14 protein-coding genes are annotated in these 15,506 nt (G+C 58.3%); 4 read left to right on the top strand and 10 right to left on the bottom strand.

All coding sequences use genetic code 11. The features are described from left to right. The 3 genes from ACPYOI_RS29800 to ACPYOI_RS29790 form a co-directional block, all read right to left on the bottom strand. On the bottom strand, nt 1-827 hold an 827-nt coding region (locus tag ACPYOI_RS29800), incomplete at its 3' end, for a DUF444 family protein (RefSeq protein ID WP_481423737.1). An 18-nt stretch (nt 828-845) separates the two neighbouring features. Then, nucleotides 846-2,789, bottom strand: a complete 1,944-nt coding sequence (locus ACPYOI_RS29795; RefSeq protein ID WP_168832652.1) for a PrkA family serine protein kinase — start codon at nt 2,787-2,789, stop codon at nt 846-848. A gap of 468 nt (nt 2,790-3,257) precedes the next feature. Continuing rightward, the gene (locus ACPYOI_RS29790) at nt 3,258-3,785 is read right to left on the bottom strand and encodes a DUF992 domain-containing protein (protein WP_168832653.1); all 528 of its coding nucleotides are present in this window, start codon (nt 3,783-3,785) and stop codon (nt 3,258-3,260) included. 337 nt (nt 3,786-4,122) lie between these two features. On the opposite strand from ACPYOI_RS29790, the gene ACPYOI_RS29785 reads away from it, so the two are divergent. Continuing rightward, nucleotides 4,123-4,287 carry a hypothetical protein gene (locus ACPYOI_RS29785; protein ID WP_481417281.1) on the top strand — a complete coding sequence of 55 codons (165 nt, stop codon included), beginning with the start codon at nt 4,123-4,125 and terminating at the stop codon, nt 4,285-4,287. Here ACPYOI_RS29785 and ACPYOI_RS29780 read toward each other — a convergent pair whose 3' ends face one another. The 3 genes from ACPYOI_RS29780 to ACPYOI_RS29770 form a co-directional block, all read right to left on the bottom strand. Continuing rightward, nucleotides 4,288-5,085 (bottom strand): class I SAM-dependent methyltransferase, encoded by a 798-nt coding sequence (locus tag ACPYOI_RS29780; protein ID WP_481417280.1) that lies wholly within the window; start codon nt 5,083-5,085, stop codon nt 4,288-4,290. 122 nt (nt 5,086-5,207) lie between these two features. Continuing rightward, on the bottom strand, nt 5,208-5,474 hold the full coding sequence (locus tag ACPYOI_RS29775) for a BON domain-containing protein (protein ID WP_481417279.1): 267 nt from the start codon (nt 5,472-5,474) through the stop codon (nt 5,208-5,210). 75 nt (nt 5,475-5,549) lie between these two features. Next, complete coding sequence (locus tag ACPYOI_RS29770; protein WP_481417278.1) at nt 5,550-6,194, bottom strand: hypothetical protein; 645 nt, start codon at nt 6,192-6,194, stop codon at nt 5,550-5,552. A gap of 326 nt (nt 6,195-6,520) precedes the next feature. Here ACPYOI_RS29770 and dxr point away from each other — a divergent pair, with 326 nt between their 5' ends. Then, the gene (gene dxr / locus ACPYOI_RS29765; RefSeq protein WP_168832656.1) at nt 6,521-7,693 is read left to right on the top strand and encodes a 1-deoxy-D-xylulose-5-phosphate reductoisomerase; all 1,173 of its coding nucleotides are present in this window, start codon (nt 6,521-6,523) and stop codon (nt 7,691-7,693) included. An 18-nt stretch (nt 7,694-7,711) separates the two neighbouring features. Here dxr and hemA read toward each other — a convergent pair whose 3' ends face one another. The 4 genes from hemA to ACPYOI_RS29745 all read right to left on the bottom strand — a co-directional run bounded on the left by hemA (nt 7,712) and on the right by ACPYOI_RS29745 (nt 12,840). Beyond that, nucleotides 7,712-8,926, bottom strand: coding sequence for a 5-aminolevulinate synthase (hemA, locus tag ACPYOI_RS29760; protein ID WP_168832657.1), 1,215 nt, complete (start codon nt 8,924-8,926; stop codon nt 7,712-7,714). 181 nt (nt 8,927-9,107) lie between these two features. Next, a complete protein-coding gene (locus ACPYOI_RS29755) occupies nt 9,108-9,905 on the bottom strand; it encodes an FAD binding domain-containing protein (protein ID WP_168832658.1) in 798 nt (265 codons plus the stop codon). Between the two features lie 12 nt (nt 9,906-9,917). Then, nucleotides 9,918-12,263, bottom strand: coding sequence for a xanthine dehydrogenase family protein molybdopterin-binding subunit (locus ACPYOI_RS29750; RefSeq protein WP_168832659.1), 2,346 nt, complete (start codon nt 12,261-12,263; stop codon nt 9,918-9,920). Nucleotides 12,264-12,348: 85 nt separating this feature from the next. Further along, nucleotides 12,349-12,840 (bottom strand): (2Fe-2S)-binding protein, encoded by a 492-nt coding sequence (locus ACPYOI_RS29745; protein ID WP_168832660.1) that lies wholly within the window; start codon nt 12,838-12,840, stop codon nt 12,349-12,351. 278 nt (nt 12,841-13,118) lie between these two features. Between ACPYOI_RS29745 and ACPYOI_RS29740 the strand changes: the two genes are divergently transcribed. Beyond that, a complete protein-coding gene (locus ACPYOI_RS29740) occupies nt 13,119-13,376 on the top strand; it encodes a YMGG-like glycine zipper-containing protein (protein WP_168832661.1) in 258 nt (85 codons plus the stop codon). Nucleotides 13,377-13,580: 204 nt separating this feature from the next. Then, complete coding sequence (locus ACPYOI_RS29735) at nt 13,581-15,506, top strand: autotransporter assembly complex protein TamA (RefSeq protein WP_481417276.1); 1,926 nt, start codon at nt 13,581-13,583, stop codon at nt 15,504-15,506.

Raw genomic sequence — 15,506 nt, 5'->3', positions numbered from 1 at the left:
TTCTTGTAGCGCTGCGAGAGGAAGAGATAGAGGAGAAGATAGAACCGCTTCGCCAGGTCCTTCATATGCTCAGACATCGAGGCGGAGACATCCATCAGGCAGAACATGACGGCCTTTGCTACCGGCTTCGGTTCGCTCTCGAAGCGGCGATAGCGCACATCAAGTGGATCGATATAAGGAATGCGCCGGCTTTTTTCCGTCAGCGACTTGAGCTCAGCCTCGAGCGCCAGACGCTTTTCATCATCCTCGCATCCTTCGATCTGGCGCCGCAGCGCCTCGATTTCTGCGATGCGCGGGCGACGAAGTGCAATGCGCCGCATCATCGCCAGCCGCGTTGTACGCCCGACAGCGATATTGGCAGGCGATCCGGAAACGGAGTAGCCGGCCCGAACAGGACTTTCCTCTTCGGTTTCGGTCAGCCGCCGTTTTGCTAGATCGGGCAGTTCCAGATCATCGAGAAAGACGTCGAGAAATTCTTCGCGTGTCAGGACGAAGCGGAAACTGTCCTCACCGTCGCCCTCGCCCGCTTCTTTCGGTCTTCCGCCGCTCCTTCCAGGTGGCCTTGGAATGATGTCGCCTTCGACGAAGGCCCGGTTTCCCGGCAGAATTTGATCGCTGATTCCGCCTTCACCCCTGCGGAAGCTCGGCTCTCCCAAGCCGTCAATCGGCAGGCTGACCTCACCACCGTCGAGCACATCTCGAATATTACGGCTTTGAAGAGAACGCTTTACCGCCAGCTGCACGGCGCTTTTCGCGCGCCGAAGAAACCGTTGACGATTTTCTAAGCTTTTACCGCGCGGATTCAGCCGGCGGTCGACAATGTGCATGATGGCTCCCGCTGAGCATTAACTTGCCTGCTTAACGCGCATGTACCATTCCACGAGGCGCCGAACCTGTCGTTCGGTGTACCCGCGCGCGGTCATGCGAGAAACGAATTCACTGTGCTTCTTCTCGGTATCACCGTCCTTCTTGGTGCCGAAGGAAATGACCGGCAACAGGTCCTCGACCTGCGAGAACATGCGCTTCTCGATCACTTCCCTGATCTTTTCATAGCTCGTCCAAGACGGGTTTTTCCCGTTGTTGTTTGCCCGCGATCTCAGGCAGAACTTGACGATCTCGTTGCGAAAATCCTTCGGGTTGGCGATACCCGCCGGCTTTTCAATCTTCGTCAGCTCCTGATTAAGGAGTTCCCGGTCGAGCAGCTGACCGGTGTCCGGATCCTTGAAATCCACGTCCTCGATCCAGGCATCGGCGTAGTCCACGTAGCGGTCAAAAAGATTCTGACCGTAATCCGCATAGGATTCCAGATAGGCTTTCTGAATTTCGTTGCCGATGAACTCCGCATACCGCGGCGCAAGATCGGCCTTGATGAACTCTATGTAGCGTTTCTCGGTTTCGTCGTGAAACTGCTCGCGGCGGATAGCCTGCTCCAGAACGTACATCAGGTGAACCGGATCCGCTCCGACCTCGCTCGTGTGATGATTGAAGGTCGAAGCAAGCACTTTGAAGGAGAAACGTGTCGATATTCCGTCCATTCCCTCATCGACACCTGCCGCATCCCTGTATTCTTGAACACTACGGGCTCGCGGATCGGTTTCCTTGAGGCTTTCGCCGTCATAGGCGCGCATCTTGGAAAAGAATGTCGAATTCTCGTGCTTGCGCAAGCGCGAAAGCACAGAGAAGCGTGCGAGCATTTCAAGCGTTCCCGGCGCGCAAGGAGCATCTGCGAGTTCCGATCCTTCGATCAGCTTCTCGTAGATCTTCTGCTCCTCGGCTACCCGCAGGCAATAGGGTACCTTGATGACGCAGATGCGGTCGATGAAGGCCTCGTTGTTCTTGTTCGCCTTGAAGGTCTGCCATTCTGCCTCGTTCGAATGCGCGAGCACGATGCCCGAAAACGGAATGGCGCCGATATTTTCGGTACCGATGTAATTTCCCTCCTGCGTCGCAGTCAGCAGCGGATGCAGCATCTTGATCGGCGCCTTGAACATCTCGACGAATTCGAGAAGGCCTTGGTTGGCGCGGTTGAGCGCGCCGGAATAGCTGTAGGCGTCGGGATCATTCTGCGAATAGCTCTCCAGCTTGCGGATATCGACCTTGCCGGCGAGGGAAGAAATGTCCTGATTGTTCTCATCGCCCGGCTCGGTCTTGGCGATGGCGATCTGGCGCAGCCGCGAAGGCTGCATTCTGACGACGCGGAAACGGGAGATGTCGCCGCCGAACTCGTCCAGTCGCTTCACGCACCAAGGACTCATGAGACCGGTCAGCCGGCGCGTCGGAATGCCATATTTTTCGAGAAGCAGTGGGCCTACTGCGACAGGGTCAAAGAGGCTGAGCGGATTTTCGAAAACCGGGCTGATCTCGTCACCAGCCTTCAGCAGGTAAATCGGATGGACCTCCATCAGCTGCTTCAACCGCTCGGCGAGGGACGACTTGCCGCCCCCGACCGGACCAAGCAGGTAGAGGATCTGCTTGCGCTCTTCGAGCCCCTGTGCGGCATGGGTAAAGAAGGAAACGATCCGCTCGATCGTCTCTTCCATTCCGTAAAAGCCGGTGAAGGAGGGGTAAGTCCGAATAGTTCTATTCATGAAGATCCGGCCGAGGCGTGGATCCTTGGCGGTGTCCAGCATCTGCGGCTCGCCGATCGCAGCGAGCAGGCGCTCCGTCGCGTTCGCATAGGCGAGCGGCTCCTGTTTGCAGAGCTCCAGGTAATCTGTAATGGACATTTCAGTTTCGCGACGCGCTTCGTAGCTACGCGCAAACGCATCGAACACGGATTCATTCAGCATGGGGCCTCCATTCAAGGTTTATGCCGCAGGCGCTCGAAATTGCCGAACCAATAAATGGAAAACGACATTTCGTTGAGAATCAACACGTTTCGTGAATTGATTGGACACCTGTCCGCCATCTATGGCAAGGCACAAAAATGTGCATCCCGGGTCGTTTGGCTCCAATCAAAACTAACTATAGAATATCCTACTTTGCAAGGCGCTAATGCGATATCAGCACATTTCAGGACGTGACATGAGGCCGCAAAAGGCCTCTAATGCCGCTGCTGCTGATTCCCGTGCTCCGAAACTTGAACGATGCCGCACGCGCCGATGGAACGATGTCTGCAAATCAGACCAAGAAGCCGACTTAAGCATGCCGCGAGCGAACGTTGCTCTAGCGGATAGCTTTGCTGTCTGGCTCATAGTTCGAACTCCTAACTCAGCCACACGCCCGACCGGAGCCGCCGGAGGGCGTGTGGCCGCTTATCAAGTTGGCGTGAGGGTCATCGACGCCCCGGCGGCAGCAACGTTGAGCCCGAACTGACCCGTGACGCTGAGAGGCTGGAGATGAATCGATCCAGTCGTACCACCGACGAGCACATTCGCCCCGACACCGGCACCGATTGTGGCTTCGGCCGCGGCGCCGACATAAAGGCCGGCAAGCGATCCGTGATGGTAGCCGGCGGTCGGCGCAAAGACCGCCCAGATAAGACGGCTGCGCGTCGTAAATCCGAGGTCCACGCCGAGTTTTCTTATGTCGCCACTATAATGGTCAGAAAACTCGTTATCGATGCTGGACGTAAAGACGCAATCGGCTTCCTTCGCTGAACCGAGGACATATCCAACGCCTCCACCGACATCGCAGGTCAGCAAACCGATCTTCACCCCGCCACGCACATCCGACTGCTGGGGCGGCGGTTGATACGTGCGAATCGCATCGGCTGCGAATGCAACTGTTGAACCGGCTTGGGCCAGTGCTGCCGTGGCGACCACCATCGCAATGATTTTTCTCATCATCGTCTCCTTCTAAATTTGGCCAGATACGATTGAGCCCGGCCAACGAAGAACAACTCCGGCGCTATATAAACGTATGTCATCGAAGAATGATCCGAACTATCTTCCTGATTCCGTATCGTGGCGTCCGCACTTTTTTGCGAGCGGCTCATCCAGTGTTCACTGCAAACGGACTTTTAGAAGGCAGAGCCGGTCAGGCTGTTTTAATATCCGTCTCAAATAGTGAACGAGCTGCGCCAGCCTGTCACACGTAGCGGCATCGCGATCGCACCATAGAGTGCGATACTTGGAACTTTGAAATGAGGCCGGCGTTGAAGGCGAAACAGGAGGTCTCGCCATGCGCATCAAGATGACCATACTGATTGCAGCCTATGTCGCGATCAGCGTCGCGCTGCTTGCTATTGCTCATCAGTCATCCGGGCCCATTACAACCCAGAAGACCGATCGTTCTGCGGGCGCCGGCTACCAATCAACGTTTCTCGTCGAACGCTTTGCCGGCTGATTAGCTGAGCGCCGGCTTATAAGCGACCACATGGAAATACTCCTCGTCCGGCAGCGTTTCACCGCCGAGGGGCTGGCCGTCGACCGAAAAGAGCATGGGGTTGCTGTCGAAGCCACTCGCTGAAAGTTGGGAGCGGAGTTGCCCTGGCGTGGTCGCATAGACCATGATTCCGAAGTCATGGGCGTGATGCAGGAGAATGGCATGCTCACCCTCGCGCTGCTCCAAGGGTGCGAAGCGGCGCTCGCGCACCAGTCCCACCGCATGCTTGAAAAGCCGGAAGCTCAAGCGAAGCGGATCGCCGGACCATGCGATGGATGAACGTGCGCGATGGTCGCCAAAGCCGTTCCAGTTTCGATTGAACGTCGAAAAAACGAAGGCGCCCGCCGGTTTCAAGACCCGCGAAACCTCTACAAGGATAGCCTTGCGACCTTCCGCATCGACCGAGTCGATGCCATTGTAGCTGAAGACAACAACGTCGAAGCTACTGCTGGTGAATGCCGACAGATCCCGCGCGTCCATATGTTCGAAATGGATGCCCGGACAGTTTGAGCGCGCGAGAATCACCATTTCCGGCGTGTAATCGATGCCGATGTATTCCTTGGCTATATCGCCAAGCAGGCCAGCCGTTCGGCCGCCGCCGACGCCGATGTCGAGAATCCGGCCACCTTGTCCGCGACTGCGCGCGATATCCAAGACGACACGCTCACCCTCATTCAGATAGCCACTACTCTTCCGGTAGTCACGGCGGGCAATCGGACTACTCCATGTGCGGCGGTTGATTTGCTCCATCTCATGCATGGCAACACCTTCGTTCTGAAAACGCCTTAAATGCAGCTTCGGAAGCTACGGGCCTGCCCATGCAGCCGTCCAATTACGAAACGTTAATGTTTAATTAATGGTTAACCGCCCTCTCGGACCATTCAGCCCAGCACGATCTGATTGCGGACGGCGCGAACTCCCGAAATCGATTGTGCCACAGCCGTCGCACGTTCGATTTCGTAGGCCGAGCCTACCGTCCCGCTGAGAACGATATTGTCGCCTTCCGCCGTCACTTCGACATCCGACGCATCGATACCGCCCGCGGTTGCGAGCGCGGCAGCGACCGCCCTTTCAAGTGTCGCATGATTGACGGGCTCCGCTTCGATTTCAGGCTGTTTCCCGTGGAATGTAGCCTGCTTGAAAACCATGGTCGTTCCTCCTCCTGAATTGCCAAGAAACGCCAAACGACGACCTTTGTTTCAAACGACCATAGGTGCAGACGCCTACCAGCTTACCCGGTAGTTGACGTTGACGGTTGCCGAACGATCTATAGAAAGCGGATCGGTCATACCCGCACTGAGATTGAGGTTTGGAAAAATGTTCTGGCTCACTCCGAGCGAACTTGAAAAATCCTTGCCGAAATCCACAACGCTGCCGCCGGCAGAAAACGTCGTACCAGTCGATGGAGCGATCAGCTTCAAGGCTTGACTTGCTGTTACCGAAGCCTGTCGCGTTTCGACAGCATCGAAACCGACGCTGACAAACCGGCTCGTCTGAAGGTCGAGCGAATCCGATAGGATAAAGCTGCGCGAGCGGCTGAGCAGGAGCGAACCGCTGCCGCGCAACGTATCGATTCTGACGCTTGCATCCTGCTCCGCCTGGCCTGCGGGCGTAGCACGAACCTTGGTGATCTTGCCCCAGAGCGTCGCCTGCTCGGAGTCAGTCTGGACGGTACCGCCGCCTTCCGACGCCAGCGCCAAGTCGGCGCCGGCGCTGGTTTCCCACTCAGAAGGAAGGTGGAAACCCATTGTCGCCTTGTAGGACTGCTCCGAAACCCGCACTGGCCTCCAGATCAGCAGATTATCTGCCTTGGCGGGCAGAACCCATAGAAGGCATGCACCGGCGAACAATGTTCTTTTCAGCCTCATCATCAAATCCAATCGCACCGAAAAGGGCGCAAAAAACCACCGGATGCGCTTTCTGCGCGTCCTTTTGTTCCTCTCAATTGTGAAGCGGCCCGGCATAAAGATGCCGTGTGCCATAGAGCGCGGAGGCGCTCGCAGTTGCCTTGAGCGGCCGTAGGGACAGCCGCGGCGTCGTGCGGAAAACCATGCACGAACATTACAAGGATCACATCAGAGAGACGCTATGTAAACCCCTTCTCGGCGGAAAAGTGCTGCACCGCACACTTGCCGCTCATTTCAAAGCCCTGTAGAGCCAAGAGGCAAATGGGAAATTTCTGGCACATACCCGCATGACGACCGGCAAAAACGCCCCAAGGCGCCTGAGTATCTTCGGCTCGACGGGTTCAATCGGGCAAAATACGCTCGATGTCATCGATCATCTGGGCGGGCGGGAGAATTTCGAGATCACTGCCCTTACCGGCAACGGCAATGTTGAATTGCTGGCGAGGCAGGCAAGATCCGTGGGCGCCAAACTCGCTGTGACGGCCAGCGAGCGGCACTACGAGGCGCTGAAGCGTGAACTTTCAGGCAGCGGCGTCGCGGTGGCAGCAGGCACCTCCGGCTTAATGGAGGCGGCTAACGCCGAGGCCGACTGGGTCATGGCAGCAATCGTCGGCACGGCCGGGCTTGTCCCAACACTCGCCGCTGCGAGGCGCGGCGCCGATATCGCGCTCGCAAATAAGGAATGCCTTGTTTCCGCAGGGGCGCTGTTCGTCGAAGCCGTGAGGGCTGGTGGCGGCAAGCTGTTGCCTGTCGACAGCGAACACAACGCCATTTTCCAGGTACTCGAGGAAAAACAGCGCCATTCCGTTGAGCGGGTCATCTTGACCGCTTCGGGAGGGCCGTTCCGCAACTGTTCGGTCGACGAGATGGCAAATGTCACGGTCGAGACCGCCCGCGCTCACCCCAACTGGTCGATGGGTCTGAAAATCTCGATCGACAGCGCGTCCATGTTCAACAAGGCGCTCGAGATGATCGAGGCAAGACATCTGTTCGGGCTGGCGCCTGAACAGATCGAGGTGATCGTCCATCCCCAATCGGTGATCCATTCCATGGTCGGCTATACCGACGGCTCCGTGCTGGCACAGCTTGGGGCGCCGGACATGCGCACGGCAATCGGCTATGCGCTTTCCTATCCGCTTCGGCCCACTCTGCCGGTAGAGCGCCTCGACTTTGCAAAACTGGCGAGGTTGGATTTCGAGGCGCCTGATGAAGTCCGTTTTCCGGCATTGCGCCTGGCACGGCTCGCGATGATCCGCGGAGGGGTTCAGGGCGCCGTATTGAACGGCGCCAAGGAAGTGGCCCTCGAGGCATTTATCGCGGGGCGGCTCTCTTTCCTAGAGATGGCGAGAATAACCGAAACCGTCATGGATCAATTGATCGATCTGCCGCCGGCAACGGCCATGGACGAGGTTTTCGCAGCGGACAGAGAAGCCCGGCGGCGCGCTGCGCTCCTCTGCTGAAGGAACAATTCCCTAAATTCAGGCGACCTGCCGAGCCAGTGCGCAACGCGACCAAAGCGAATGCAGCGCCTCGACGAGATGCAGGATGTCGGCATCGCTGTGCAGTGGCGTCGGCGTAATGCGCAGCCGCTCGGTCTTCTTCGGAACCGTCGGGTAGTTGATCGGCTGAACGTAGACGCCGCAATTGTCGAGCAGCAGGTCCGAAATCCATTTGCACTTCGCCGCATCCCCGACCATCACCGGCACGATATGGCTGGGATTCGGCATATGCGGAATACCCCGCTGATCGAGCAACGAGCGCAGCTTGCGGACGCGATCCTGGTGCCGGGCGCGCTCGAACTGGCTGACCTTCAGATGCTGGATCGAGGCGACCGCGCCGGCGGCAAGCGCCGGCGGCAGCGCCGTCGTGAAGATGAAGCCGGACGCAAACGAGCGGATGAAATCGCAAAGCGCCGTCGAGGCCGCGATATAGCCGCCCATGACGCCGAAGGCCTTGCCGAGCGTGCCTTCGATGATCGTCAGCCGGTCCATCAGGCCTTCGCGTTCGGCAATGCCGCCGCCGCGCGGTCCATACATGCCGACGGCATGGACTTCGTCGAGATAGGTCATTGCGCCGTATTTGTCAGCGAGGTCGCAGATTTCCTTGATCGGTGCGATATCGCCATCCATGGAATAAATGGACTCAAAGGCAATCAGCTTCGGCGCCTTCGGATCGGCGGCCGCAAGCTTGGCTTCGAGATCGGCCACGTCGTTGTGCTTCCAGATGACCTTCTCGCACTTCGCATAGCGAATGCCTTCGATCATCGAGGCGTGGTTCAGCGCATCGGAGAAAATGATAAGGCCGGGAATCTTGGCGCCCAACGTGCCGAGAGTCGCCCAGTTGGAGACATAGCCGGACGTGAAGATCAGTGCCGATTCCTTGCCGTGCAGATCGGCAAGCTCGCGCTCCAGCAGAACGTGGTAATGGGTGGTTCCAGAGATATTCCGGGTGCCTCCCGCACCCGCGCCACAGTGATCTATGGCGTTCTTCATCGCCTCGATCACCTTGGAGTTCTGGCCCATGCCGAGATAGTCGTTGGAGCACCAGACGGTTACGTCTTTCGGGCCTTCGGGCGTGTGGCGCGTGGCGCGCGGAAAATTGCCGCGGTGACGCTCGAGATCGGCAAAAACGCGATAGCGGCCCTCATCGTGGAGCCCGTCCAGTTCGCCTTTAAAAAACGCTTCGAAATCCATCATCTGCTCCAGTATCGTGCAGCGTTCATCTCCCAACGAACGCGCACACGTCAACCGCTTTAGCATCAACTGCGGCAAATGGCCTATCTTTTTGAATCATTCCAGATAAAAAATGCGCGATCACCCATTAGCCGGGAGATCGCGCAAATTCGCTGGCACGGGAACTGTCCCCGTCAAGATATTAGCCTGCCGCGGCAACGGCACGCTTCGCCATCACCTTCACGAGATTGGCGCGATATTCCGCGCTGGCGTGCAGGTCCGACATCAAGCCTGTCGAGTCGACATTGACGCCTGCTATCGCGCCGGGCGACCAGTTGGCGCTCAATGCCTGCTCCATCGCGTGCTGGCGAAACACACCGTTGGAACCGGCTCCAGTGACGGCGACCCGCACACCGCCGGATCCCTTCGCCACGAAGACACCGGTCAAGGCGTAGCGGGAGGCCGGGTTCGGAAACTTGGCGTAGCCTGCCTTCTCCGGTGCCTCAAAGGTAATCGCGGTTATCAATTCGCCTTCGTCGAGCGCTGTCTCGAAAAGACCGGTGAAGAAATCGTCGGCTGCGATCTCGCGCTTGTTGGTGATAATCAAGGCATTCAGCGCCAGCATCGCGGCAGGATAGTCCGCAGCAGGGTCGTCATTGGCGATCGAACCGCCGATCGTCCCCATGTGGCGCACATGCGGATCGCCGATCAAACCGGCAAGTTCGCACAGGGCAGGACAAACAGCGCTGATCGCAGCGGAAGAAGCCACTTCCGCATGCGTGACTGCCGCGCCGATCCCCACCGTTCGGCCCTGCACGGTGATCCCTTGCATCGAGGCGATGTGACGCAAGTCAACGAGGTCGCTCGGCGCGGCAAGCCGCTGCTTCATCGTTGCGATCAGCGTCATGCCGCCGGAGACGTATTTGCCCTCGGCTGCGCCTGCAAGCATGCTGACCGCCTCATCGACCGTAGAGGCGCGGTGATAGTTCGTCTGATACATGGCCGTTCCTCCTCAATGGGTCGCTTGTGCAGCCATCCACACCTTCTGCGGCGTGGCGGGCATCGTCAGCATGTTGTTCCCGATCGCATCGGTTATTGCGTTCATCACCGCCGGAGGCGAGCCGATTGCGCCGGCCTCGCCGCACCCCTTGATGCCGAGCGGGTTGTTGGGGCAAGGGGTATTCTGGTGCGACAGTTTGAAGGACGGCAAGTCATCGGCGCGCGGCATGGTGTAGTCCATGTAGCTCGCGGTCAGGAGTTGGCCGTTCTCATCATATTGGACGCCTTCAAGCAGCGCCTGCCCGATGCCCTGGGCAATGCCGCCGTGGACCTGCCCTTCGACGATCATCGGGTTGATGATATTGCCGAAATCGTCGGCGGCGACGAACTGGACGATTTCCGTCTTGCCCGTTTCGGGATCGACTTCGACCTCGCAGATGTAGCAGCCTGCCGGGAAAGTGAAGTTCGAAGGGTCGTAAAACGCCGTTTCCTTCAGTCCCGGCTCCATCCCGCTCGGAAGATTGTGAGCTGTGTAGGCGGCAAGCGCGACCTGGAACCATGGCAGCGTCTTGTCGGTGCCGGCGACCTTCAACTCGCCGTTTTCGATGATGATATCGCTCTCATCCGCTTCCATCTGATGCGCGGCAATCTTCTTGGCTTTGGCTTCCACCTTGTCGAGAGCCTTGACGACAGCAGACATGCCAACCGCACCGGAGCGTGAACCATAGGTGCCCATGCCCATCTGCACCTTGTCGGTATCGCCGTGCAGGACCGACACGCTGTCGATCGGGACACCGAGGCGATCGGCCACCAGCTGTGCAAAGGTCGTCTCGTGCCCCTGCCCGTGGCTGTGCGACCCCGTCAGCACTTCGACCGTACCGACCGCGTTCACTCGCACTTCTGCCGATTCCCAGAGACCGACCCCGGCCCCGAGCGAACCCACAGCTTGTGACGGTGCAATGCCGCAAGCCTCGATATAGCAGCTCATACCGATGCCACGCTTCATGCCGCGACCGGCCGCCTCGGCTTTGCGCGCCGCGAAGCCATTCCAGTCTGCAGCCTGCATGGCGGCACTGAGCGATGCTTCGTAGTCACCCGCGTCGTAGTTCATGATCACCGGCGTCTGATGCGGGAAGGAGCGGATGAAATTCTTCCGCCGTAACTCCGCTGGCGAAATGCCGAGCTCCCGCGCCGCCGTTTCCATCGTGCGCTCGAGCAGATAGGTCGCTTCCGGCCGCCCGGCGCCGCGGTAAGCGTCGACAGGCGCCGTATTCGTATAGACGGTACGGACATTGGCATGGATGGCCGGGATATCGTACTGGCCCGACAGCAGCGTCGCGTAGAGGTAGGTCGGAACCGCCGAGGAGAAGAGGGACATGTAGGCACCGAGATTGCAGATGGTGTCGACCTTCAGCCCGATGATGCGGTTGTCTTTGTCGAATGCCATTTTCACGGTTGAAACGTGATCGCGGCCATGTGCATCCGCCAGGAAGGCTTCGGTTCGGTCCGCGGTCCACTTGACCGGTACGCCCGTCTTTTTCGAAGCCCAGAGACAGACGACCTCCTCAGGATAGATGTAAATCTTCGATCCAAAGCCGCCGCCGACATCCGGGGCGATCACCCGCAGCTTGTTTTCCGGCGCGACATTATAGAATGCACTCATCACGAGCCGCGCGACATGCGGGTTCTGGCTCGTCGTGTAGCAGGTGTAGTGATCTTCGCCCGCGTCATAGATTCCGAGCGCGGCGCGCGGTTCCATCGCATTGGGCGAGAGGCGATTGTTGTGGATCTCGATTTCCGTGATGTGGGCAGCTTCGGAAATGGCCTTGTCCGTTGGCCCGGCGTCGCCGAGTTCCCAATCGAAGATCAGATTGCTGGGAGCCTCCGGATGGACCTGAGGCGCGCCCGCCTTGAGCGCATCGACTGCCTCGCTCACAGCCGGCAATTCCTCATAGTCGACGACGACCGCTTCCGCAGCGTCGCGAGCCTCATTAAGGGAATCCGCCACGACGATGGCAACGGCATCTCCGACGTAGCGCACCGTGTCGACCGCCAGCGGGCGCCACGCACCCATCTTCATCGGCGAACCATCCTTGGAATGGATCATCCAGCCACAGATGAGGTTGCCGATGCCATCCGCCAGCAACTGCTTGCCGTCAAGCACGTCGATGACCCCGGGCATGGACCTTGCAGCAGAAACGTCGATACCCTTGATCTTGGCATGCGCATGCGGGCTGCGAACGAAGTAGCCATACTTCATGCCCGGCACGACCATGTCGTCCGTATAGCGTCCCTTGCCGGTCAGGAACCGCTTGTCTTCCTTGCGCGCTACGCGTGCACCAATTCCTTCAACACCCATGATGTCCTCCCAATGGGGTTTCGGGCCCGGCATTCCGCCAAAGAGAATCGCGTTCGGCAGTCAGCCAGACAATTCCAAAGAGATGTTATTCAGCAGCCTGTCTTGCGCCGCCATGCATCTCCGCATTGGCGGACAGCACGGCCTTGACGATGTTGTGATAGCCGGTGCAGCGACAGATATTGCCTTCGAGCTCGTGGCGGACCGTATTCTCGTCGAGCTGCCCGCCGTGACGGTTGATCATGTCGACCGCCGTCATCACCATCCCCGGCGTACAGAAGCCGCACTGCAGGCCGTGGTTTTCCTTGAAGGCCGCCTGAACGGGATGCAGTTCGCCATTGGTGGCGAGCCCCTCGACAGTAGTGATCGTCGAACCCGACGCCTGGACGGCAAGGATCCCGCAGCTCTTCACCGACTTGCCATCCATGTGAACGACGCAGGCACCGCATTGGTTGGTATCACAGCCGACGTGCGTTCCCGTCAGACCTAGTTTTTCGCGAATAAAATGGACAAGAAGCGTACGATCTTCACAGTCGCCGCTCACCGCCCGGCCGTTCACCGTCAGTTTCACCTTCGCCATGATTTCCTCCTCGCGCCTTCCTCCAGGCACGGGGGGCATCATTTGACCTTTTCGCTTTGGAATCAACCGCTACTTTAGGGCGTCATGCCAAATATGCTTCAGCGAAGAATGCAAAACTGTGTGTTGATCGAGTCACATTGAAAAGAACCGTGATTGCGAAAATTTTCCGCGCAAGCTGGACGCAACCTTATCGCGACATAGTTTCAAAAACTAAGAAGAACGTCAAAAAGCGCAAAGGGACTGCTGCTGCCTGCAGGCAGCTAACCTGGAGAACCAAAATGAAGAAAATAATCGCATTCGCTCTGATCGGCTTGTCCATTGCAAGCTGTACACCGACGCAGCAGGGTGCCGGGATCGGTGCGGCCTCCGGTGCGGTCATTGGCGGAGTCGTTACAGGCAATGTTCGCGGCGCCGCCGTCGGCGCTGCAGCCGGAGGTCTCGCTGGCGCCCTCATTGGCAACGTCGCGGAACAGCCTGGCCAATGCTACTATCGCGATCGCTATGGTCGCCGCTATATCGACGATTGCCCCCGCTAACGGGCAGAACCCAATTTATAGAGGCTCGAAAATCCCGGCCCCAACCGGGATTTTTTCGTCTATCTAAATTAGTGAATTGAATAGCTTGATTTGCTTAAATTAACTTAAATTAACTTAATTGGTACACCCCGTGCATTTTTGCCGCTAAGCTGCTAACGGCTGGGCAAACGCAATGCTTCATTGTGATGGAACTAAAAGCGGCGGATGCACATAAGAGGGAAGACACCGAAAACGGGTTCTGCGTATCGGCGGACAGGCACTATGATGGTGATCGCGGCGGTGGCCGCATTTTCACCGGTCGTGGTTGCTAAGGCCTATGCATTCAAGCTTTTCGGCATGACCATTTTCGGCGGGGACCAGAGCGAGAGCGAACAGGTCCCCGATCCTGTACGCTATTCCGCTGATCTTGCCGTCAAGACCACCGATGCCGACCTCAAGAAAGCGCTGGAAGACAGCTCGCGACTTATTGGCGACAAGGATCGCCCGGTTTCCGGCGATCTCGGTATTGTCGTCAAGGCTCGCGACGATCGCGACCGCTTGATTGCCACGCTCTATGAACATGCCCGCTATGGCGGGGTCGTTACCATTACCGTTAATGGAAAGAATATCGACGAACTGCCTCCCAACCCGACCTTCGACCGGTCGAAGCCGATTCCCGTGCATGTCGAAATCGACCCAGGGCCGGTTTTCCGGGTGAGGGAAGTCCAGTTTGGTGGGGATGCTGCAAACCGCAGCCCCGCCGACTATAATCTTGCTCCTGGCCAGGTGGCAGGCTCGCTGGCCATCATCGCCGCGGGCGACAAAATCGTCGAACAGCTGAAAAGCGAAAGCAGACCGCTCGCCAAGCTGACAACCCGGAAAGCGATAGCCGATCATCGCACCAGCACCGTTGATGTCGTCATAGCAGCGGAGGGCGGCCCGGTTGCACCGATCGGAGATGTCGGCGTCACCGGGGAAAAATCCGTCAAGCCCACTTTCATCCAGCGGTTTTCCCGGCTCGAAAGAGGCGAGGCCTATTCCCCCGAGGGGCTCAAGAAAGCCAGCGAGCGACTACGCGCGCTTGGCGTTTTTTCGAGCGTCACGATCCTCCAAGCCGATTCGCTTGCCGGGGACGGCACCTTGCCGATGACGATCGAGGTTTCCGAGGGCAAGCAGCGCTACTTCGGCGTCGGTGCCAATTACTCGACGATCGATGGTCTCGGCGTCCAGGGCTACTGGGGCCACCGCAACCTCTTCGGAGAAGCGGAATCCCTTCGGATCGAGGGTTCGGTCGGGCGGTTCGGCGAGAACGACATCAGCAATCTCGACTATTCGGCTGGCATTCTCTTCACCAAGCCAGGCGCCTTTGTCCCCGAGGCAACGCTGAAAGCAGGCATTGTCGCAAAGACCGAAAATCCGGATCCGTACAACGCCTCGCTGATCACTGGGTCGCTCGGCATATCCTACGAGCTGAGCGATCAGGATACCGCCTCGGTGAGCGGAGAAATCAGCTACGAAAAGGACGACGACGACGCATTCGGCAACAACGAATACCTGACTTTCGCGCTGCCGCTCACCTACGAGCGTGACGCACGCGACAACAGGTTCAATCCGACTGCAGGCTATCGGGCAACGCTGCAAGCAACGCCAAGCTACGAGGCTTTCGACAGCGTGATCTATTCGTCCTTCGAGGGATCGATTACCGGCTACCAGGCAATTGGTGCGGAAGACAATGTTGTTTTCGCAGGCAAGCTTGCCGCGGGCAGCCTGATCGGGGGCGAATTGGAGCAGATCGCCGCGACACGGCGTTTTTATGCCGGCGGCGGCGGCTCGGTCCGCGGCTATGGCTTTCAGGAGATATCTCCTCGTAACGACAATGGTGACGAGACCGGTGGCAAGTCCTATGTCACGGCCTCGCTGGAGGCTCGCGTCAGAATCACCGACACCGTCGGCGTCGTTCCCTTCATCGACGTCGGAACCGTGGGGCCCGATGAATTCCCGGATTTTTCGGATATTCGAGCTGGCGCCGGCGTCGGAATTCGCTATGCCACGCCCTTTGGACCGCTTCGGCTTGATTTTGCCGTACCTTTGAACAAGTACGAAGATGGTGCAAGTTTTGGCATCTATGCCGGAATAGGGCAGTCTTTCTAG

Source organism: Rhizobium sp. SVR5-2C, from assembly GCF_056755115.1.
Note: the sequence above shows the minus strand (reverse complement) of the source record. Positions and strands in the feature narration are given on the sequence as shown.